This is a genomic window from Echinimonas agarilytica (genome assembly GCF_023703465.1).
Taxonomy (GTDB): domain Bacteria; phylum Pseudomonadota; class Gammaproteobacteria; order Enterobacterales; family Neiellaceae; genus Echinimonas; species Echinimonas agarilytica.
Genome location: NZ_JAMQGP010000001.1, coordinates 830,272 through 852,899, shown reverse-complemented (window position 1 = coordinate 852,899; position 22,628 = coordinate 830,272). Strand labels below are relative to the sequence as shown.

The following is a 22,628-nucleotide window of genomic DNA, read 5'->3' as shown; positions in this document are numbered from 1 at the left end:
AATGCTGCGACATAACCAATGCTTATTTTTCTAGTCAAGGAATCCAACATGAGCCTGAACGATGTACCTGCTGGCAAAGAATTGCCTGATGACATCTATGTGATCATTGAAATCCCAGCAAACGCTGACCCAATTAAATATGAAGTAGACAAAGATAGCGGCGCTTTATTCGTTGACCGTTTGATGACTGCTCCAATGTTTTACCCAGCAAACTACGGTTACGTGAACAAGACATTGTCTTTAGACGGTGACCCAGTTGATGTATTGGTTCAAACACCACACCCACTTCTCGCGGGCTCTGTGATTCGCTGTCGTCCAGTTGGCGTATTGAACATGACTGACGAGTCTGGTGAAGATGCAAAAATCATTGCAGTCCCTCATACAAAAATGAGCAAAGACTACGAAGACATCAAAGATATCGATGATGTTTCAGAGCTTCTTAAAAACCAAATCCAGCACTTCTTCGAGAACTATAAAGCGCTCGAAGCTGGCAAGTGGGTTAAAGTTGAAGGCTGGGCTGACGCAGCCGCTGCTCGTGCAGAAATCTTGGAAAGTGCCAAACGCTACCAAGAAAGCTAAACACTTGAGCGACCTTTGAATACCAAAATGCCGGATATGTATCCGGCATTTTTTATGCGTCAAATTCAGCCTTTCATGTTAATCAACCGCTGCCATAGCTGCTATTTGCTCAACACTCGTCTCTGCATAACGCGCTTTAACTTCAAGTACCTTTGGCAATTGCGACACAAAGACTTTGACCAGTTCTGGGTCAAAATGAGTGCCCGCATCTTTCTCAATCGTGGCAATCGCATCCTCAACTGTCCATGCCTTCTTATACGGGCGTTCAGTAGTAAGAGCATCGAACACATCGGCAATCGCAATAATCCGTCCTTCAATCGGAATGGCTTCACCAGACAGACCATTTGGGTAGCCTGAGCCGTCCCACTTTTCATGGTGAGTCAGCGCAATAACTTTCGCCATCTTCAACAATTCGGAATCGTGCTCGCCGATAATAGTGGCACCAATGACGGGATGAGTTCGCATACTTACCCATTCTTCATCAGTTAGTCTTCCAGGTTTCAACAGAATACGATCTGGAATCCCGATTTTACCAATATCATGCATAGGAGCACTTCCTAGAATAAGTTCGCAGTAGTCCTCTGGCATCTCTAAAGCTTCGGCAATAATACGAGAGTAATGGCTCATACGAACCACGTGCATTCCTGTTTCATTGTCCTTGAATTCCGCTGCTCGACCTAAACGTCGAATGATTTGCATTCGGGTTGACTCAAGTGCTGCGGTTCGTTCAGCGACTAAGTGGTCAAGGTAGCGTTCTTGGTCATAGAGCGACAAGTGAGTCTTCACTCTAGCCTGTACAACCGGAGGGCTTACAGGTTTGGTTATATAGTCCACGGCACCTAACTCAAAGCCATTCGTCTCATCTTCAACTTCACCCTTGGCTGTGACAAAGATGACCGGAATACGATTTGTTTTAGGATTCTCTTTGAGCTTCTTACACACCTCATAGCCGTCCATTTCCGGCATCATAATATCGAGTAATATGATATCTGGAGGAGTCTCTGAATTCGCTAAATCGAGCGCTTTCTGCCCTTTCATAGCCACTTTGACTTTGTACTCAGCCCGCAAAATACCGGCGAGAACATCAACGTTCTCGGGAGTATCATCTACTACAAGTACGGTCTGTTTCACATCTGAATTCATGTCACACCTTTTTCCATATCTGGCTATATCAGGACAGCCACTTGTTTCTAAGTAGCTCGATGGCCTCATCATATTCATAGTGGCTGATCAAATTGATTAAATGCTTCCAGCTATCATCTTTTGGAAATTGGTTGGCCAGTGATTCTGCCAACTCAACAGCGTCAACATCTGATTCTTGTAACAATGACACAAGCTGTTGCAGTTGCTCGGCTGACACCTCTACATCTTGAGATTGCGAGGCCAGATCATCCTGTTGACGTATTCGTTCCAACCAGTAACGAATCGAATCACACACTCCTTTTAATATAGGATCAATCAGCATCAACACATGATCACACCCTTGTTCTGTGATCATGAGCTCTTCGACGTCTCTCCCATAATCCTGTAATACTTCGCACCCTAAGGAACCGCATAAGCCTTTGAAAGTGTGGGCTAATCGTTTCGCTTCTTCCTCTTTTCCTTGTGAAATTAACCCCTGAAAGTCGTTGATAAAACTTTCGTGGTGCTCCACAAAACGAGTTAACAATTTGCTGTAAATTTTGACACTGCCTTGAACGAGAGTAAGCCCGCGGTCAACATCTAATTCAGGGTGCGACGGCCACGCAACATGTGTCAATTCTGGCTTTTCTGCCGACTCCAATGGCTCAATTTCAAGCCATTTCACAATCGTTTTCTGCATGGCACTGACATCGATTGGTTTGGCGATATGGTCGTTCATTCCAGCGGCAATGCAACGTTCTCGGTCTCCCGCCATTGCATTCGCTGTCATGGCTACAATAGGCAGTAATTTGAATTGATCTAGCGTTCGAATTTGGCGCGTCGCTTCGTATCCGTCCATCACTGGCATTTGGCAATCCATTAACACCAGATCATAGGTATTTTCATTGACTGCCGTGAGCGCTTCTTGCCCATTGTTCGCCACATCTACATTCACAAAACCCTGTTGTTCGAGCAGCTCAGTCACCACCTCTTGATTCACTTCATTGTCTTCAACCAACAGCAAACGTTTTGATTTCAGTTGGTCGGTCACGACAAAGTCAGTATTCGATTTCGCTTCAGATACTTCTTTTCGGCCAACCATGAGGTTCATGATGGAGTCGAGTAATGATGAAGGGCTCACTGGCTTGTGCAACATGGTGTGAATACCTAGAGCGGCTAGCTGACTATCAAGCTCTTGATTGCCATATGCCGTGACCATGATGATGTGCAGACCCGATTCTGGCATGAGGTCTTGCAGGCGCGATGCCGTCTCTACGCCATCAATACCGGGCATGCGCCAATCTAATATGACTAAGTCGATATTCGATTTTTCACGCTCATAGATTTCAACGGCATCAAACCCATTGGCCGCACTAAGCACTTTAAAGCCAAAGCTGTCGAGCAGGAGTTGCAGCACTTCTCGGGCAAAATGATTGTCATCAACCACCAGCACGCATTTACCAGAGAGGAGTTTCTTATCTGAGGTATTGATTCGTTCATGGGAGATTTCCCCAAACTGGGCGGTAAATGAGAACTTCGTGCCTCGACCCGGCTGACTTTCCAGCCAAATATCTCCGCCCATGAGCCCACAAATACGTTTGGAAATAGCCAGGCCCAAGCCAGTACCTCCGTACTTGCGAGTTGTAGAAGTGTCCGCTTGAGAGAAGCTTTTGAACAATTTACTGCTCTGCTCAGTTGTCATGCCGATACCGGTGTCTTCCACCATAAACAGTAAAGTGACTTTACCGCTTTCACTCTTCTGCGGTTCAATGCGAATAACAATCTCACCGCGCTTTGTGAATTTAAGCGCATTACTCACTAAATTTGTGAGCACTTGGCCTAGCCTGAGAGGATCTCCTGTCAGTTTTGGAGGTACATCGGGCTGAACGGAGAATAATAACTCCAAACCTTTTTCTTGTGCTTGTGGCCCGAATAGGTCGCTAAGTCGCTCAAGCACCTCATCTAGGCGAAAATCAATCTCTTCCAGCTCCAAATGCCCCGCTTCGACTTTAGAGAAATCTAAAATATCGTTGATAATGGTTAATAGAGCTGTCGATGCATTTTCAATTTTAGATACATAGTTCGACTGTTTACTGTCTAACTTAGTTTGCTGGCATAAGTGCGCCATGCCGATAATCGCATTCATAGGAGTCCGAATTTCATGACTCATATTGGCGAGAAAATCGCTTTTCGCCTTATTGGCTGAATCGGCTTCTTCCTTCGCTTTTTCAAGCTCCGCTGACATTTGTTTGCGCTCGGTAATATCATCCACTGTCATCACTGCAAGCGGCTCATTGGCATCCGAATCAGGCATTAAAGTGACGCAAACATAGCCCACCCGAACGGCACCATCTTTACGCACAAATTCAAATTCATCGAGGATTCGGACTTGTTCGCCACTGAACAATTCGAATAGCTCGCCACTACTTAAGTTATTGGCATCTTTGTGCAGCAGTTCGAGCAAGTGCATACGCGTCAATTCATCAATTGAATAGCCGGTAAAGTCAGCAAACTGCTCATTACAATTAATCAAATTGGCGCGTCTATCAATGTTCGTCATGCCGATACCGGCACTATTAAACAGAGCTCGATAATGCGCTTCGCTGCGGTTGCGCGCTTCGTTTAACTCAATGCGATCACTGATATCATAGATATAACCATTCCACTCTGGACGCTGACCATGAGTAAAGATTGGCATCATGGCTAGCTCTACCCATTTCAACGATCCCGACGGGGGCGTCACTGACAGTTCGAGTCGCAGCGGCGTCATCGTCGTCTTACTGCTGTTCAACCCTTGATACAAGCTTTGCTGATGTGTTGAATCCATCAGTGCTAAAAAGTTATTAAACGATCCGGTTAATTGATCTTTTGGGATCCCCAATGTCTGCAAACTAGAAAGACTAACGAAGGTGAATTGAAAATCGTTTTCAGTGACTTCTCTTAATTGGAAAACAGTGCCAGGCAGAGAATTGGTAATGTTATTGAGCTGCTGCTGCGACTGCTGAATTTGACGCTGAGCTTCTCGTTGCGCAGTAATATCAATGACCGAACCATCAAGATGAATGGCCTCTTCACCTGAATAAGATGCTCGACCTTTTTCTGCGACCCAATGCTCTTTGCCCTTGCGATCCACAATCCGATATTCCACCGAGTAAGGCTCTCTTTTTATGACAGCATCTTCAATAGCAAAGGAGACCAATGGGCTATCTTCAGGGTGAATCACACTTTCAAACGTGCGTATTTTATTGTTGATGAAGTCGCTCGCGGGGTAACCACTAATGAGCTTGATGTGGTCGCTGATGTACTCCATGGTCCAATGCTCATCCAGCGCACAGCGATACACAACGCCAGGTAAATTATTCACCATGGTACGAAAACGAACTTCACTTTCTTTCAAGCGCTCACGCGCGTCATGCTTGTCGGACACATCTCGAATGACGCTCGCCGCCACTCGTTCTCCGGTTGGCGACTGAGGCAACAAGCTTAAACTGACTTCAACTGGAAATTGTTCTCCGCCATTACGTTGGCCATATAGCGTAAGGCCTGCGCCCATTTCTCGCATCACTGGGCGCTGAAAGAAACCACTTCGCATTTGTGGGTGATGCTCTTTGAATCGATCAGGAAGTAACATTTCAATTTTGTTGCCTTCTAACGCTTCGAGTTTATACCCAAAAATAGTCACCGCTCGCTGGTTAGCAAATACAATATTACCTTCCTCATTCACCAGTAAAATGGCATCGGGGGCGGTGTCAATAATGGCGTGGTACCACTCCTCAGAATAGGCGCGTTTCGTCACATCAGTCAGCAGAGCCTCTGCCGCATAATCTCCCTCAGAGCATGCCCTAAGCGTTACATCAAATCGCAACGGATGCCCATCTTGGTGAATCAGTTCTATCTGATGTGCAGGTACAGCCCCCCCTTTAATGGCTTGCTGAATATGGTCAAAATGCTCTGCATTAAAATCACGAGGGCTGGCTGATAGCAGCTTATTATAAGATGCCAGAAACACACTCGCCTCAATGCCCAGCACTTGCGCCACAGAGGAACTAACATTGATAGGAGAGCCGTGCTCATCAAACGTAATATAAACCGCTCCATAACGAAGTGAGTCTACCAACTGGCCAAATCGGTTTGCCCGCTCTGAAGTGAGGTTTTTTTCCCGCTCTTTTAATACAGCAATGACATTTTGAAAATTACGAGCAACAACTCTAAGTTCTTTAGCGCCTTCATCATCAAATTGAATCAAGGTATTGCCCAGTGCCATTTCATTCACTGAATCTTTCAGCCGTGTTAATGGCCGAACCACCCGAGCAGAGGCCCAAATTGAAAACAATATGACGCAAATGCCTACGGTTAACCATTTAATAAGCTCATACCACATATCGCGCTTTGCAACCGCTACAAGCGCATTTTCAGGTACGATCACAATGACATTCCAAGCCCTTCCTTGAATAGGCTCAGAAGCAACATAGTAGTCCACGCCATCAATGGTAATGGACTTATATTCCCAATCATTATTGAGGATTTTAGAAATATATTGATGCGTTAACTCATTGTTGTTGAGTAGCTCTGAAGTTGACTCGGAAAGGTGTTGCTGAATATTGGTATACTTTAAGATCTTACCCTTATCATCAATAAGGAAGGTAGGCTCTTTCGCTTTATCGAGTGTTTGAACGATGGCATCAAGGGCGATGTCGGTGGTCACGACCCCTGCAATTTTGCCGTCCCAATAGAAAGCCCCCGAATAAGTAGTCATCCATATGTTGCCCGCTCCCTCATCAAAATACGGCGCTGTCCAGACCCGAGATTCACTCTGCATGGGCAACGTAAACCAGTCATGAGTACCGTCAGCATAATTGTAGCCATCACGGGCAATATCCATGATTGGGCTGAGCTTATGACCCTCGCGATAAGCGTAAGGCGCATACAATTCATGGTTGGGTAACACACCGGGAACAAATCCAATGGCGGAACCGAATGCATCCTTATTTACTTGTAAATGCCAATAAATAATTTTTTCGATCATGAGTGAGCTAATCTCTCGCCCATGAAGCTCCAAAAACCGAACAACCGAACGATTGAATTTCATTGAAGCTTGGATCTGGTCACTTAAATCTGAAGCAACCGCCTTTGATACGCGCTGCACATACTGACGTTTGTTTTGAACTTCGAGCTGATACTCGCGATATATATTGACAATATCAACGCACAATAGAACTAAACAGACAGGCAGCACGATACAAGCGATAATTCGGCCGCGAAAAGTTTGAGGCATAAAACGCATGAAAGATGTTCCGGTATCATTTCAATAGGGCTACGAATACTCTAGTTCAAAATATTAGAATATGGACAGTTTTCAATCACAAAGCTGTAATTAAATGAGCATGTTAGCCATCAAAATCTACCATGGTTTATGGGTATGGATTATTGGGTCAGACTGGGCATTTGCTGGGGCATCGATTTCAACAAATATTTGTTTATTTTGATATTCATAAGGACGCCAATACTGCCCACCACAGCCATAATATCGATACGGAGAGGCGTACAAATAGCATCCAGCGGGCAACGAGTAAACCCAGTTTAATATGTGTTGCTGGCGCATCGATTCTTGCCATGCATTGTGTTGAATGAGCTCTTTCTTGAGCGCCCACGGATCAAATTCGGGATCCGAGCTTTTTCGAACCACAACTTTGCCTGCCACCGTTGGTGCAGTCACAATCATCAGTATGATGAACATAGTTATTCGCAACATGTCATTTCTACCTTCTAACAACGCTACCCATGTCAGTATGACACAGCAAAACGGTCATCATTCATACACATCATTTTTTAAACTAAACTTAAGAGTTAATACGTGCTGAATGACCGTGTCGATTCTTGACTGTAGCCTCCGGTAGCACTTTGGATACGCGCGATCAGGAGGATCACAACATGTATGAACAACATGGTCCAGTATTCAGTTTGGTGGGGTTTATTTTACTTGCAACCTTAGGTTCATTGCTGTTTAGTGACGTCACACCTACTAGCAACCGCCCCAACGATCGCGAATACCTTTCTGATATTTCAAATATGAGCAGCGTGCCTGCACGATTATGGCAAGACCCTTTCAATGCCTACTACCAAGCTCGAAATAATTCAAATTCCGTGGAACCTTCAGCGTTTACCACCCAAATTGCTAAGGTTGTCAGCCAAAGTCATACGGAGTCATACACTGGCGACAACACAATTGTGCTAGGGGTCATGGTGAGCACTTCACCTTATGCCTCCATTCGGGAACGCCGACGTATTTATCGCTATTCCACCGTGACCGCACTCAACCGCGCTAAATTTACCGCATTAAAAACCGAAGAAATTCAGATGGCGGGAATGAAACATCTAATTCCACCCGCGACATCCCCCAAAGCGGACACAGCCAGTGAACAGTCCGGGACCTTTGTACTTCCCTACGAATGGTATCAGTCAGCGTCAGGGAAGAAAGTACTCTTGCTTTGGCTCGACGAACAACAGTTTTTGTCTGCACCACTGAACGCTATGGCGCAACTCAACGCAAATCTGCAAAGCGCTTTTGGAACGATCCCGCCTAACTCAAAATCTCAGCCTAAGCTTAAGATTATTGGCCCTTCAGACTCCGGAGTATTGCAAACCATGCTGCTTGAGTCTTCCAAGCCCCCCAGTAACCAGTCCAATGCAAATACATCAGTCGTCGAAATTTACTCGCCCTTTGCCACCGTCCCTGCCACCTTGTTCAAAAAAAATGAGCAATCCGAGTATTATTCAAGCGAAGTTGATCTTAAAAATAAGATTGATGCGATAGCGGTGAATCAGGTCAAATTTCGCTTCCATCGAACCATATTAGCCGATTCTGAAATCGCCAAAGCACTGGTCAATGAATTGAAAGTGCGTCGTATTGAAGCCCCCCAAATTGATGACTGTAAAAATCAAAACATTCCCGTCTGCCTGCATCAAAAAGGCACCGTGGTGTTAATTTCTGAGCTCGATACCCAATATGGCCGAGCATTAACCGAGTCATTCAAACAAAACTTCTGTGAAGCCCCAGATCACTGCCCTCAACTCCTTCAGTTTTCATACCTTCGCGGTATTGACGGCATTACCGCAGGGGTGTCAGATGTTTCCACTCCTGAAGAATCAAATGCCAAAAATGAAACAGAATCACTGTTGGCACTGGACGGCGACCGAATGCATCGCGCTACCGGTGCCAGCCAATTTGACTACATCGACCGGCTGGGTAAAGAAATGAGCTTTCGGCATCAGCAATTAGCGCAGCACAATCGCAAAGGTATTGTGGCCATTGGATTGCTCGGAACCGATGTTTATGACCGACTGGTGATTTTAAAAACCCTACGCCACCGATTCCCGCATGCCATTTTCTTCACCTCCGATGCCAATGCACAGTGGTTGCATGCCAAAGACTATCCATGGACCCGCAACCTTATCGTCGCGTCCAGTTATGGACTTAAACTAAACCCGCTGCTACAAAAAGAAGTACCGCCATTTCGCAGCAGTTATCAGTCAGCTGTTTTTGTCTCAACACTGCTTGCTGTCGCCCCACAAGAGCTACCTTTCTCTTGGACATGTGGTTCATCCCCTTGTTCGTCAGATGAGATGGCCGAGAAGTTATTACACTATGTATCCCCCGTGATTTGGGAAGTTGGACGCAAAGGTCCTGTGCGTCTTGTAACACGTAATGAAGCCAATATTACTGATACCCGTGTGCTGAACTATTTGCCCACGCAAAACCAGATCGCAACGCAAATATCGTTCGCCTTGTTTTACGCCATTGTGGTGCTGTTTTTTGGCGGATTTTTGCTCAATTATTGTCAGTTCGATAAACAACACATGTTCCAAAGTTTATGGACTGACCATACCAAACTCGCCACCAGCGTCATCATTTCGTATGCCTTGCTCACAGCCGTTGTCATTGGCGTTAATTTCAAAACGCCAGAACCTTTTAGTTTGGTTGATGGCATTAGCATTTGGCCTGCGATATATCTCAGAGCGGCCTTGTTACTCGCTTGCTGCACGTTTATTGCGAATAGTTTGAACGTACTAAATCGTCACAATCAACGTCTCGAATCAGCATTTCAATTGCCCCGCAAACAACAATCTGCCGACCAGAGCCCGCCGGTCTTGGCGCGATTATTCTTAAATCTCTGGGTGCCTATGTTAATGGTGATCATTTGTGCCGGTCTTATTGCCGTATTTTTAACAACGGAGACTTCCCTTGCGCAATTTAATATTTGGATGCCCATTGCTTCGATAACACTTGCCATATGGGTTGCCACCACTTGGTATAACAAAGTCTCAAGGCTGGCGGACTGGGATACAAAAACCCAATCTGAAAACACATGTACCAAATCAACGGCAACGCATTACTCACTCGACACACTTTGGGCTGACTATCAGCATTACGGTTCCACTTCACAAACCACCATTCGCGTATCCACTAACACTCTAATTTACATTATATTTTTCATGTGTTTGTGGATGCTGTGCTCTGAAAGCCCTCCGCCTTTATTCAGAGGTGGGACATTTTTGGTGATGATGCCGATTATGATTCTAAGCACTATTAGCATGCTCTATGTGCTGTTTTATGTGGTCGATGTGACGCGTCAGTGCCGAATATGGATTCGGGCACTTGGACGTGAATCACTCACTGTTGAAAGCCACAACTTAGAACATTGGAACAGCAAACTGGATACGCCACAATTGCTCACCATCGCCATGACTAAAATTGACCTAATCGGCTGGCGAACCAAGCATGTGAGCCACATGATTTATTTCCCATTTATCGCGATCTTGTTGATGCTGTTATCCACCTCCAACTATTTCGACAACTGGGTATTCCCTACACCGCTGGGCATTATGCTGACCATCAATGTGGGCATTTGCACCATCAACGCATTTCAATTGCGCTCTGCAGCCGAAAAAACGCGGCTTAATATATTACGTTCACTACGACAAGCTGAGATCGCATCCGCTGCCGCAAACGATGCATCGGCCATTCACTCTGAGCAGCTCCAGAAAGTCACCCAAATGATTCAAGCGAGAAACGATGGAGCATTCAGGCCACTGCTACAACAACCGATTGTAAAAGCCTTTATTTTCTTAATTGGCGGTATTGGATTTGCGCTCACGCAATACACCAATATGGGAGGATAAGGCATGGGAGGTAAATGAGCCTTAGAGCGACTTCTGTAAGAGCTTCACTTGCACCGAGCCGTTGCATTCGTCATTCTTAGTCCTCACAGGTCGAAGATGTAAGAATATCTGCCCCATGCCAAACAATAAGATTCATCCGGGAAGCGCAGCAGCAAGCGCGAGAAAAGCATTGAAGAATGCTGGGGTCAGTCTATCAATAGCCCAAACCACATTGCCGCAGCGACTTGAAAAACGCCGAGCTCATCAGCACTTAACTCAGCAAAGTAACATTGAAGCTATTTTAGCCAAAGCGCTCAAACTGTGTGAGCAGTCCACCTCCGATCACGCATTAGATCCCGATTGGTTAACGGCTTTCATCGAGTTTGCAGAACAAACATCAAACCCAGAAATGCAGCGTTTGTGGGCGCTTGTGTTCTCAAAAGAAGCCGCCATGAGCGGCAGTTTTAGCATTCGTAGTATGCGTGCGCTCAAAGACTTAACCCGCAAAGATGCCGACATTTTTCAGCTCGCAGTCACTTTATGCAGCAGAACTCCCGGCGATCGCTCTTTAAAAATCATATTAGGCTGCTACCACCCTCCGACGTGGCGCATGTTCGGACGCAAAGGCCATCAAACCATTAGCCTCAATCGTTTTGGAATGCCCTACTCCAATATTTTGTGGATGATGGAACACGGCTTGGTTTACAACAGTGAACTTGAGACCAGCGCGCTTTCAACAGAAAACGATTATCAACTTAAAATAGGTCAAGATACGTTGTGCTTTCGCCCCAATGTTCAACAACTCAAATTGCGTTACTACCGACTCACGCCAGTCGGTGATGAGTTAGCAAAACTAGTTCTTAACGAAGGACATTCTGGTTACACACAACAACTGATTGAAATGCTCGAAAGCGTTATGTCGCCCATAGAAGCTTAGGTCCCACCGCCTGTGAACCATCAATTTAATGTCGCCACTCTCAACCTTTTTAATTTTGTGGCTCCGCCACTGGCTTGCCACGAATTAGAGAAGATTTACACGCACCAACAATGGCACCAAAAATGCGATTGGACACAACGCCAAATCGACACTTTAATGCCTGATATTTTAGGTTTTCAAGAAATTTTCAGCCCAAATGAATTGGAGCGGCTTTGCATTCAGTCGGGGTTGTCGAACTTCTGTGTGGCCACTGAACAATTACCAAACGATGGTCATGTTTGCCAACATTCAACCGTAGGCCTTGCCACTCGCTTTCAGATCATCAGCTCTAAGGCTGTAGAGCCTACCGCAGAAATTGCAGCGGCGATGGGAGTGCAAGCCCACGAAATATTTAGCCGAAATCCACTATGTGCCACTTTACAGGTTCCTAATTTTGGCCCATTGAGAGTCTACGTCGCGCACCTGAAGTCAGGCCGTAGCAAACTTAATGAATGTCACCAAGTCGTCCTTTCCAAGGCCCAGCAACAACTCGTTGGCAACTGGAATGCAAACGCACAACGCGGGCTGGAAGTGACCGCACTCATCAACGATGTCATGCGCCAGTATCAACACGCCCCTTTACCAACGGTGATCATGGGCGACCTAAATGACTCACTCGATTCAGCGTTATTAAGCTCCCTAAAACAAACATTTGATGCCCAGCGTAACTCAGTGTGGCGCATGCACGACGCATTTGAACTTGCTGCGCAACACTCTGCCGCTGATTGTCATTTAAATCGCAGCCCTTCTTTTTATTGGGGCGCGCAGGGCAATTACCTAGATCAAATATTACTTTCTGCCGAATTTCATCCCGACTGTGAGCACAATTTGGCACATGTCGAACAGGTCATCACGCATGACTCTCATTTAGTTAACTATCGTCCAAGTTGCGACCAACAATGCTCAGATCACGCAGCCATTCAAGCCACTATAGAAATTCGACGATAACGAGTTTCAAACTTGTCCAAAACAGCAATGCTTCATACACTAAAATTCCGCTGATTCTATTGATAAGGACACTTCATGAAACTGATTGGCATGCTCGACTCTCCTTTTGTTCGCAGAGTCGCAATCTCACTTCAATTGCTCGATATTGAGTTTGAACACCTACCATTGTCTGTATTTAGAGACTTTGATCAATTCAAAGCCATCAACCCCGGCGTGAAGGCCCCAACTTTGATCTGCGATGACGGACAAATATTGATGGACTCCACTTTAATTCTTGAATATGCCGAAGCGATTCGCAGTTCGCGACGCTCTTTGATGCCTTCGAGTATCTCAGAAGTGAAGCGCGCGCTTCGAGTGATTGGTTTGGCCATGGTGGCCAATGAAAAAAGTGTTCAGATCTATTACGAAATGCACCTACGCCCCGAAGAAAAACAGCACCAGCCTTGGGTTGAACGAGTGAGTGCCCAGCTTAAAGATGTGTATCAATTACTTGAGAATGAATTGAACGCTAGGCCCATGAGTACCGATCCTCATACGTTAGGGCAAGCAGGCATTACCACCGCAGTAGCGTGGTACTTCACCCAGAACCAAATTCCAGGTTTTATTGATCCCGCCGACTTTCCAGAACTTGCCAGTTATTCCAAGCAGCTAGAGCAACTGGCTGAGTTCAAAGCGGCTTCATTTCACGGCGATGTTTGTGAAGGTGCTCAGTAGCCCCAGCGCTACCCCCTCCGCATTCTCGAAGCAGAGGGCATGCAGCAACACCGTAGATCGCCATACAAAAATGTATTGTTTGGCGGACGCAATAACTAGCCGAATACTTGGGTTTACTTAACTTGCTTCAGATAGATTCTGCATAACATTTTCCTGCAAATACAGAAACAGCCCCGTTTGCAGATTCACATTCCAATATCGCCCCGCCATGGTCAGCAAAAGAGCCCGTTTCGAAAGTTTGGCTAAACCATGCTGTTGCCACGCTTCAAACAACGGTATCAAATGCTCAACCATCGCCACCGTCAGGCTATCGAACGGAAGCTCTCCGGCATCGAGCCCACGTTTAAATGCGGCATCTAATGCTGCGTCCGGATTTGGGGACATAAACATAGCCGGCACACGAACCGGAAGCGTTGAGAGCGAGTTATTTTCATTAGCCTGAGCGTCATACCAGCTCGACAAATCTCGCTTATTCATCATGCCGTAACCGTGAATATTGCCGCCAGCTCCTGAGCCAAAAGGTAAAATCTCGATGCCACTTTTGGCCAAAGAGTTGTATACACTTCGCTCGCGCGTATCGCGACGCCAATGACAACTCGATAACCGCTGCCAGTTCGCTTGTTCTAATGTATTTGCGCCATATCGATACATTTCAGCACGTTGTTGACTGTCGGCTCTGTGCCCAGCAGCAAAACCTTGAATCGGCTTACCCTTGCCTTCAGCCTGCTCGAGACGACTGCCGGGTAAATTGATGAGCTGATACAAATCGACACCATGCACACCTGATGCAATAACATCGGCTAAGTCCTGTTGCCAGATCGTGTCAGTTTGGCCGGGCAACCCAAACATCAAATCAACCACAATGCTTGCCGTTTCATGCAGACTTAAACCATGTAATCGCTCAAGTAAAAGTTCTCGTTCATCCAAGCGCCCTGCGGCTTGTCGCACTTGAGTATTAAAACTTTGCACACCAAATGAAAAGCGATTAAAACCAGACTCCAGTGCACTATTCCACTTGCCATCATCAAAACCATTGAGCCGACCTTCAAGCGTTATTTCAGCGCCATCCACTGTAGGAAACTTTCGAATCATCTGCCCCAATTGATATAAGTCATCAGCCGACATATCGGTGGGAGTTCCTCCGCCCACATACACTGTATCGAATGGTCGACTTTGCACCAACGCCGTATTCGATGCGCGATCGAGCTGCTCACAAAGCGCATTTACATACCGACTGACACGCTGGGGCTGAGCACCATTTTCAAAGAAGTTACAAAAGCTACAACGTTTTCGGCAGAATGGGATATGAATATAAAGCGCACGACGTTGTGCAGACGACGGCATATTCCACCAGTGATGCCACATTTGATGGTCGACCGAGATAGGCATCGAACCTTGACGACCCGCATGAGCCGCATTTTTGATCTTAAATGCATTCTTTAGTGGGTCTGGACTGGCAATACCAGTCATTTCGGGGGTTAACAGCATGATCATTCTCACCAACATTTTAGATGATAATAATAATCAATTCGATTTTTCTGTTTTTGTGTTCGATCAATATAACTCGCAATCGGCACGCATAAAAAACCAGAGCATCTGCTCTGGTTTTTTTACGTCGCGACAATACTTGGGGTTAGGCTGCGTTATGCGCTTTATCTTCAGCAGGTTGCTGCAATCGCATGCTCACCACATCACCGATCACAAGCAATGCCGGCGACTGGATTTGATGCTCGGCAATTGTATCTGCTAGCTGCTGAAGTTCGCATTCAACCACACGTTGCTCGGGCGTACAGCCTTTCTCAATAATCGCAACAGGCGTACTGGCATCGCGCCCATTATCTATGAGTTCTGCGGCAATCTTAGCGGCTTTAAACAGCCCCATGTAGACCACAACCGTGCTATTCGATACTGCCATCTGTTTCCAGTTGGGCGCTTTGCCTTCATTCTTACAAAAGCCGGTGACCACAGTGGCGCTTTGCGCAACATCGCGGTGAGTGAGTGGAATCCCCGCATATGCGGCACAACCTGACGCAGCGGTGATCCCCGGTATCACTTCAACATGATGACCTTGGTCGAGCAAAATTTGCATTTCTTCTGCCCCCCGACCAAAAATAAACGGGTCGCCGCCTTTCAGGCGCAATACGCGTTTACCGGTCGCGGCGACTTTAAGTAGCAACTGATTGGTCGCATCTTGAGTCATGCTGTGTTGTCCTGCTTTTTTGCCAACGCAATAACGCTGACAGCTTGAGGGCAACAACGACAAAATTTGCTCAGAGACTAAGTAATCGAACAATACGATTTCAGCCTGCTGGATTCGAAGTAAAGCATTGATGGTTAGCAATCCAACATCACCCGGCCCAGCCCCCACAAGTGAGATTTGCGCCATTGGTGTTGTTAGATATTGACTGGGTACCTGTAAAACAGTGCTTTGCGAGCCACTTAAAGGCATTAGATACCATCTCCGTCAACGTTTGATTCGTGTAAACCACATTCGCGTTTCAAACCAAAGAAGCGGGTTTCTTCTTCGGTCATGCCAGCTTCAAGCGGACGACTGGTGTGCACATCACCCACAGACACGTAACCTTTGTCCCACAATGGATGGTACGGAAGGTCGTTCTCTTTCAGGTAGTAATGCACATCTTTATTGCTCCAATCAATGATTGGAAGCACTTTAAAACGGTCTTTCACGCGGTCGAGCACAGGTAAACTGTTACGCGTACTCGATTGGCTCCGACGAAGACCGGAATACCAAGTGGAAGCATTCAGCTCTGCCATAGCGCGCTGCATGGGTTCAACTTTGTTCATACGGTTATATTGCTCAATGCCTTCTACACCGTTTTCCCACAAGTTGCCAAATCGCGCTTCTTGCCAAGCAGGGCTCATTTTGTTGCTATAAATCTGCAAATTGAGTTTTAAGCGTTCCGTCAGTTGATCAATAAATTGATAAGTCTCAGGAAACAAATAACCTGTGTCTACCAGCACTACTGGGATGTCGGGCTTTTGCTCAGTCAGCATGTGCAATAACACCGCAGCTTGAATGCCAAAGCTAGACGATAAAACCTGCACCTGCGGCAGATTTTCCAGTGACCAAGTAACACGCTGCTGAGCGGTCATTTTCTCAAGGTCAGCATTAATGCTGGCCAACTGAGATGATTGCTCTGCCGCAGACAATTCCGCAAATACTTTAGACGATTGCGCCAGCATCATGAAAATCCTTCGCTGAGTCGACAACAGGGGCAATAATGCCGGCACGGACCACGAAGTCACCAAAGCGCTCTTCGCCATCACGTTCCTGAAGCCAACGACCAATCAGGCCATCAATGTGCGTGAGGATCTCAGCATCGGTGATGTTTTCCTGATAAAGGCGGGGGATACGCTCACCATTGTGAGTACCGCCGAGATACAAGTTGTACTTGCTTGGGCCTTTGCCCACTAAGCCAATTTCTGCCAACATGGCGCGTCCACAACCGTTTGGACAGCCCGTTACACGAGTAATGATGGACTCTTCAGCCGCTCCGTGTTTTGCCAGCAACCCTTCAATCTGAGTGACAAACTCTGGCAACATCCGTTCAGCTTCGGCCATGGCTAATGGGCACGTTGGGAACGCAACACAAGCCATAGAGCTCAAACGTTGATTGCTCACGCCGTCATCAATCAAACCATGCTCACGAGCAAGCTGTTCAATCGTGTCTTTTTGCTCTGGCGCAACACCGGCAATGACCAAGTTTTGGTTGGCCGTCATGCGAAAATCACCTTGATGAATTTCTGCAATCTTACGCATACCGGTTTTCAGTGGCTTGTTTGGGAAGTCCAAAATTCGACCATTTTCGATAAACACGGTTAAGTGCTGCTTACCGTCAATCCCATCAACCCAACCAAAGCGATCACCACGTTCGGTAAACTCATAAGGGCGAGTCGCCTCAAATTGAACACCTGCGCGACGTTCAACTTCTGCTTTAAATACATCAACACCAACACGTTCAAGCGTGTATTTAGTTTTCGCATTTTTGCGGTTCACTCGGTTGCCCAAGTCACGCTGAGTGGTTACTACAGCGGCGGCAACATCAAGAGTGGCCGACAGTGGGATAAAACCAAACTCGCTCGCTTTGCGCGGATAAGTGGCGTTATCTCCGTGAGTCATGGCCAAGCCACCGCCCACAAGCACGTTAAAACCAATGAGCTTGCCATTGTTTGAAATGGCAATAAAGTTCAAGTCGTTGGCATGAATATCCACATCATTTAAAGGTGGGATGGTCACTGTCGTTTTGAACTTACGTGGCAAGTAGTTCGAACCCAAAATTGGTTCTTCTGTGGTTTCAGCTTTTTCGCCGTTCAACCAAATCTCGGCATAGGCATTTGTCTTAGGTAACAAGTGCTCTGATATTTTAGTCGCCCAGTCATATGCTTCTGCGTGTAATTCAGACTCAACAGGGTTACTCGTACACAGTACGTTACGGTTCACATCACCCGCAGTTGCAATGGAATCAATGCCCATTGCATTTAAGGTTTGATGCATTTCAATCATGTTGCGCTTAAGCACTCCATGAAATTGAAATGTTTGACGCGTTGTCAGACGAATACTGCCGTGAATCGTCTTTTCTTCAGCAAATTTATCAATGCCTAACCACTGGCTGGGTTGAATAATTCCGCCCGGTAAACGTGCACGCAACATCACCGTATGCAAAGGCTCTAGCTTCTGCTTGGCACGCTCTGCACGAATATCACGGTCGTCTTGCTGATACATACCGTGAAAGCGGATCAACTGAAAGTTGTCAGGCCCAAAACCACCGGTGATCGGATCATTTAGCTCTTCTGCAATCGTACCGCGTAAGAAATTGCTCTCGCGCTTCATACGCTCGTTGTCGGCCAAATTACCTTTGACCTTCAATTCTTCGATATTAATGTCGCTCATTAGTACACGTCCCGTTGATAACGCTTCGCCTTACGCAATTCAGTCAGATATTGCTGGGCTTCTTCTTCGCTCTTACCGCCATGCTCTTGCACAATTGTTTGCAGTGCTTCATGAACGTCTTTTGCCATTTGGTTAGCATCGCCACACACGTAGAAGTGCGCACCGCGCTCAAGCCATGCATACACATCTTTGCCTTGTTCGAGCAAACGATGTTGAACGTAAACTTTTTGTTCTTGATCGCGTGAGAACGCCACATCCATGCGCTCGAGAGCACCCGACTTGAGATAACCTTGCCACTCCACTTGATACAAGAAGTCTTGCGTAAAGTGTGGGTTGCCAAAGAACATCCAGCTATTGCCTTCAATGCCGTCGGCATCACGCTGTTGCATGAATGAACGGAACGGTGCAACGCCAGTGCCTGGGCCAACCATAATAATTGGCGTTTCAGGGTTTGCAGGGAGACGGAAGTTGTTGTTTGGCTCAACAAAAACTTTCACCTGTCCACCGTCTTCAAGGCGTTCAGCTAAAAATCCAGATGCGCCCCCCATATGTGGCTTGCCGTGCGCATCGTAACTGACCACGCCCACGGTTAAGTGAACTTCTTCGTCAACTTCAGCCTGACTTGAAGCGATAGAGTACAAACGTGGCGCCATTTTGCGCAATGCGCCGGTTAGCTGCTCAGCGGTTAGCTCTAACGGATAGTCACGAACAATATCGATGATTTGGCGATCTGCAATGTAGTCACGAAGCTGGGTGGCATCTTCGGCCATCGCTTTGAGCTCTGCATTGCCCGTTACTTCTGCCAAACCTTTAATGAAGCCTGGGTAGCTCAGTGTTAACTCATACTCATTAATCAAGGCCGCGCGTAATTCTGCATTGCCTTCGAGTTTGACAAGCGTGAGTAATTCATCGACCAACGCCGCGTCATTCTCAAACCAAACGCCCAGTGCGTCTCCGGCTTGATACTGAAGATCAGAGCCTTCCAAGTCGATTTCGATATGACGAATGTCTTTGATCGAATCTCGGCCTGTAATTTTCTGGTTGGTCAACAAGCTCGCGTTAAACGGGTTTTTCTTGTTGTATTGGCTTTCAGCCGGTGCTGAAACCGCAGCGGTTCCTGCCACTGTAGGAGCTGCCGAGGACGCTGTTAACTCTTTGGCTTTCGCAACAACATCTTCAATCCACGTTGCCGCAGCTTCGTCGTAATCAACATCACAATCAACACGAGGAACAAATGCTTGCGCGCCCAGCTTGCCTAAACGCTCGTCAAAGTCTTTACCCGTTTGGCAGTAAAATTCGTAGCTTGAGTCACCTAACGACAATACCGTGTATTGGGCATCGTTGAGTTTGGGTGCTTTTTTGCTGACCAAGAAACTATGCAACTCTTCAGCATCATCTGGTGGCTCGCCTTCACCATGCGTGGACGCAACAATGGCCAACAGTTTTTCATTTTTGAGCTTGTTAGGCTTGAAATCACCCATGCTAACAACATCGGCGGCTACACCTTGTTCGTCAGCTTTAGCTTTCAGTTGTTTCGCAACGCCTGCGGCGTTACCTGTTTGCGATGCCACTAAAATAGTGAGTTTGAGGCTTTCGCCTGCGGCTGCAACGGGCGCTCCAGCAGGAATAGTTCCGGCACCGGCTTGGCTAAGGGCTGCTAAATAACCGCTAACCCAGCTCATTTGCAGTGGCGACATCTCAGCAAGCGCTTGCTGAAGCTTGCTTAGTTGTTGGTCCGTCAAGGGACTGGTGAGTCCTGGTAATTGCATGGTCTGGCTAACCTTACTTTTATTGAGTGCGATAAGATTAAAGTGTTTTTTAAATAACACAAAAGAATGGATATTGATTTTTATATATCATAATGAAATAAGGCGCTATTTAAGCGCCTTCGCATCAAACATGACCACATCTTTATTTAGAAATGCGCTTCAACACCCAAGTAGGCACCATCATATTTAAGGTCGCCATAGATGTTATCAATGTCGTCAAGTTCGTAATGAGACACGCGGTAGCCTAGCTGAGCGGTTAAATTCAACGCTAAGCTGTCGATGACTTTATAGCCCAGGCCCAATTGCCAATCGAGTAGCTTGCTACCATCATACTTGATGTAGTTAAACTCACCGTATGCTGAAATCCCTGAAAATGGAAATTCAGTACTGGCGGCACCGTAGAACATTGGAATAAATGAGTCGAGTGACTCGCTTCCGGTTTCAACATCCGTCACAAGACGCACATCACCGTCGAGTTGACGCACATTTAAGCCTAAGTCGAGGCTGCCTACATCAAAGTCCAACACTTCGTAGTACATGATGTAATCAATTGTTTTGGCATCAACCACAGCTTTGAATTCAGTTCCGGCAGGAATGACGACACCGCCGATACTGACATCATCAGCAAGTGCATTATTGCCGTCAGCGTCATAATCGGAAAAGCGCAACTTTACGTTTGGAACGAGAGGGAGAGGATGTTCAAACGACACATAGCCTGTCATGGCTGTGTCACCATCGATGTTGTAGTCAGGGAAGTCTTGGGTGACGCCATAGCCACCATCAACAGACTGCGACCAACCTTGAATACCAAATTTGAAGCCAAGCATGTCAGCTTGAGCAACGGGCGCGATCAGGGATAACGCTCCCGCTAAAGTAATTAATGTTTTTATCATTATCTTGTCTCGCAATAATGGCGTCTTGTGCGCCATTAATAGTGTGTGAGCGCAGATAATATCAGCCTTGATTCAATAATTCCCGTAAATCAATCACAGCAGCATTGGCTCGAGAGATATAATTCGCCATCACCAAAGAATGATTGGCTAACATGCCAAAGCCTGAGCCATTCAACACCATAGGGCTCCAAAGTGACGTTTGAGTTGCTTCAAGTTCACGAATAATTTGTTGCAGCCCCACAGTGGCGTTTTTCTTCTTCAGCACCTCTGCAAAATCAACTTCAATACCACGCAGCATAACCATGAGTGCCCAGCTTGTGCCACGCGCTTCATAAAATACATCATCGATTTTCCACCAGCTAGTTTTCACCATTTGTTCGTCTGGCGTTGCCGTGGATTGAGAGCCATGAGTGTCGCCCATCATATCGATGTTTAAGCTGTCGCGTCCTACGCTAGCACTGAGTGCTTGCGACTGAGAGCCCAGACGCTTTTCCACAAACCGGAGCCATTCACTCAGATTATCGGCACGCGTGTAAAACTGAGCCGAGAAATCATTAGGATCGGCCAAGCGCGTTCGGTACGATTTCAAGGCAACAACCGCCTTGGAATATTCGTCTTCAGAAGACGGCAACATCCAGCTTGTGTGTGAAATATTGAGGGATGGGTGAGCCACCGTTAAATCAGGATCTTCAGTCGATTGAGATTGGCTTCGGGCAAAGTCTCGGCGCATGGCCAGAGCCGTATCGCGGGCAATTTCAAGCACGCCAAATTCCCAGCTTGGCATATTGTCCATCAATACGCCCGGCGGCATCACATCGTTACTCAGGTAGCCACCCGGTTTGTTCATGAGCTGATCAACCACTAAAATCAGGCTCGTCGTGGTGGCATACCCCGGCACCATGGAGACTTCTTCTTGCTCTGCGGTGGCACGAGCAACCTCATGCACATCGGGTACATCGGGCTCGCCACTCCACCAAACAGCAATGATATAAAACACCACTGTCAGTGCAGCGATTCCCGATAAGATACTCTTCCAATACGACTTTTCCACGGCAACCCCGAAATAAAAAACAATTAATGATGGTGGTGTTGATGCTGAGACATTAGGTCCTGAACGACAGCCTGAACTTGATGCGTTTGCTCATCGCTAAAGGTTAGCAAAAAGCTGACTGACTCGCCTTCCTTCAATGACTTATTTAATCCAAACAACATAATGTGGTAGCCACCGGGTTGTAACTTCACCGTTTGCTGACCTTGAATTTCAATAGACGCCACGCGTCTCATCTTCATCATTCCATCTTCTTGAATATGATTGTGCAATTCCACTCGTTCAGCCACTTCCGAGCTGGCTGAAATCAACTGTTTGGCGTTCAACGATTTATTTTCAATCGACACAAAAGCAGCTGCATTCGGCACTCCCGGCATAGGAGCTCGGACAATCGCTTCTGAAAATTGTAAATCACAACACGCATAGGCCGATGAGCTCAACAGTAACAAAGCCCCAAACAATAGTTTTTTGATCACAGTTTTTTGCATCCTTTCTTGTGGTTATTGAT

General features: G+C 46.6%; 16 protein-coding genes. 5 read left to right on the top strand and 11 right to left on the bottom strand.

Annotation, left to right across the window (positions count from 1 at the left end; genetic code table 11):
- Window positions 1-48: 48 nt before the first annotated feature.
- Window positions 49-579 (top strand): inorganic diphosphatase, encoded by a 531-nt coding sequence (ppa, locus tag NAF29_RS03505; RefSeq protein ID WP_251260098.1) that lies wholly within the window; start codon window positions 49-51, stop codon window positions 577-579.
- 78 nt (window positions 580-657) lie between these two features.
- Here ppa and NAF29_RS03500 read toward each other — a convergent pair whose 3' ends face one another.
- The 3 genes from NAF29_RS03500 to NAF29_RS03490 all read right to left on the bottom strand — a co-directional run bounded on the left by NAF29_RS03500 (window position 658) and on the right by NAF29_RS03490 (window position 7,453).
- A complete protein-coding gene (locus tag NAF29_RS03500; RefSeq protein ID WP_251260097.1) occupies window positions 658-1,722 on the bottom strand; it encodes a response regulator in 1,065 nt (354 codons plus the stop codon).
- 28 nt (window positions 1,723-1,750) lie between these two features.
- A complete protein-coding gene (locus NAF29_RS03495) occupies window positions 1,751-6,985 on the bottom strand; it encodes a PAS domain S-box protein (protein WP_251260096.1) in 5,235 nt (1,744 codons plus the stop codon).
- A gap of 117 nt (window positions 6,986-7,102) precedes the next feature.
- Window positions 7,103-7,453: a hypothetical protein gene (locus NAF29_RS03490; protein WP_251260095.1), complete on the bottom strand. Its 351-nt coding sequence runs from the start codon at window positions 7,451-7,453 to the stop codon at window positions 7,103-7,105.
- A gap of 179 nt (window positions 7,454-7,632) precedes the next feature.
- Between NAF29_RS03490 and NAF29_RS03485 the strand changes: the two genes are divergently transcribed.
- The 4 genes from NAF29_RS03485 (at window position 7,633) to NAF29_RS03470 (ending at window position 13,498) form a co-directional block, all read left to right on the top strand.
- Entirely contained in the window at window positions 7,633-10,881 is a 3,249-nt protein-coding gene (locus NAF29_RS03485; RefSeq protein ID WP_251260094.1) for a hypothetical protein, read from the top strand.
- A gap of 115 nt (window positions 10,882-10,996) precedes the next feature.
- Window positions 10,997-11,797, top strand: coding sequence for a TIGR03899 family protein (locus NAF29_RS03480; protein WP_251260093.1), 801 nt, complete (start codon window positions 10,997-10,999; stop codon window positions 11,795-11,797).
- A gap of 12 nt (window positions 11,798-11,809) precedes the next feature.
- A complete protein-coding gene (locus NAF29_RS03475) occupies window positions 11,810-12,784 on the top strand; it encodes an endonuclease/exonuclease/phosphatase family protein (RefSeq protein WP_251260092.1) in 975 nt (324 codons plus the stop codon).
- A gap of 75 nt (window positions 12,785-12,859) precedes the next feature.
- Window positions 12,860-13,498 (top strand): glutathione S-transferase, encoded by a 639-nt coding sequence (locus NAF29_RS03470; protein ID WP_251260091.1) that lies wholly within the window; start codon window positions 12,860-12,862, stop codon window positions 13,496-13,498.
- Between the two features lie 117 nt (window positions 13,499-13,615).
- Here NAF29_RS03470 and hutW read toward each other — a convergent pair whose 3' ends face one another.
- From hutW to NAF29_RS03430, 8 genes are all read right to left on the bottom strand, one after another.
- Window positions 13,616-14,986, bottom strand: a complete 1,371-nt coding sequence (gene hutW, locus NAF29_RS03465; RefSeq protein WP_251260090.1) for a heme anaerobic degradation radical SAM methyltransferase ChuW/HutW — start codon at window positions 14,984-14,986, stop codon at window positions 13,616-13,618.
- Window positions 14,987-15,131: 145 nt separating this feature from the next.
- Complete coding sequence (gene cobA, locus NAF29_RS03460) at window positions 15,132-15,947, bottom strand: uroporphyrinogen-III C-methyltransferase (RefSeq protein WP_251260089.1); 816 nt, start codon at window positions 15,945-15,947, stop codon at window positions 15,132-15,134.
- Window positions 15,947-16,702, bottom strand: a complete 756-nt coding sequence (locus tag NAF29_RS03455; protein ID WP_285817591.1) for a phosphoadenylyl-sulfate reductase — start codon at window positions 16,700-16,702, stop codon at window positions 15,947-15,949. Before NAF29_RS03455 ends, cobA begins: the two co-directional genes overlap by 1 nt.
- The gene (gene cysI, locus NAF29_RS03450) at window positions 16,683-18,410 is read right to left on the bottom strand and encodes an assimilatory sulfite reductase (NADPH) hemoprotein subunit (protein WP_251260087.1); all 1,728 of its coding nucleotides are present in this window, start codon (window positions 18,408-18,410) and stop codon (window positions 16,683-16,685) included. Before cysI ends, NAF29_RS03455 begins: the two co-directional genes overlap by 20 nt.
- Window positions 18,410-20,179 carry an assimilatory sulfite reductase (NADPH) flavoprotein subunit gene (locus NAF29_RS03445; protein ID WP_251260086.1) on the bottom strand — a complete coding sequence of 590 codons (1,770 nt, stop codon included), beginning with the start codon at window positions 20,177-20,179 and terminating at the stop codon, window positions 18,410-18,412. The genes cysI and NAF29_RS03445 overlap by 1 nt, the downstream gene beginning before the upstream one ends.
- Before the next feature lie 146 nt (window positions 20,180-20,325).
- Window positions 20,326-21,072, bottom strand: coding sequence for a TIGR04219 family outer membrane beta-barrel protein (locus NAF29_RS03440; protein ID WP_251260085.1), 747 nt, complete (start codon window positions 21,070-21,072; stop codon window positions 20,326-20,328).
- Window positions 21,073-21,133: 61 nt separating this feature from the next.
- Window positions 21,134-22,123 carry a DUF2333 family protein gene (locus NAF29_RS03435; RefSeq protein ID WP_251260084.1) on the bottom strand — a complete coding sequence of 330 codons (990 nt, stop codon included), beginning with the start codon at window positions 22,121-22,123 and terminating at the stop codon, window positions 21,134-21,136.
- 23 nt (window positions 22,124-22,146) lie between these two features.
- Window positions 22,147-22,596, bottom strand: a complete 450-nt coding sequence (locus tag NAF29_RS03430) for a copper chaperone PCu(A)C (protein WP_251260083.1) — start codon at window positions 22,594-22,596, stop codon at window positions 22,147-22,149.
- Between the last annotated feature and the right edge of the window lie 32 nt (window positions 22,597-22,628).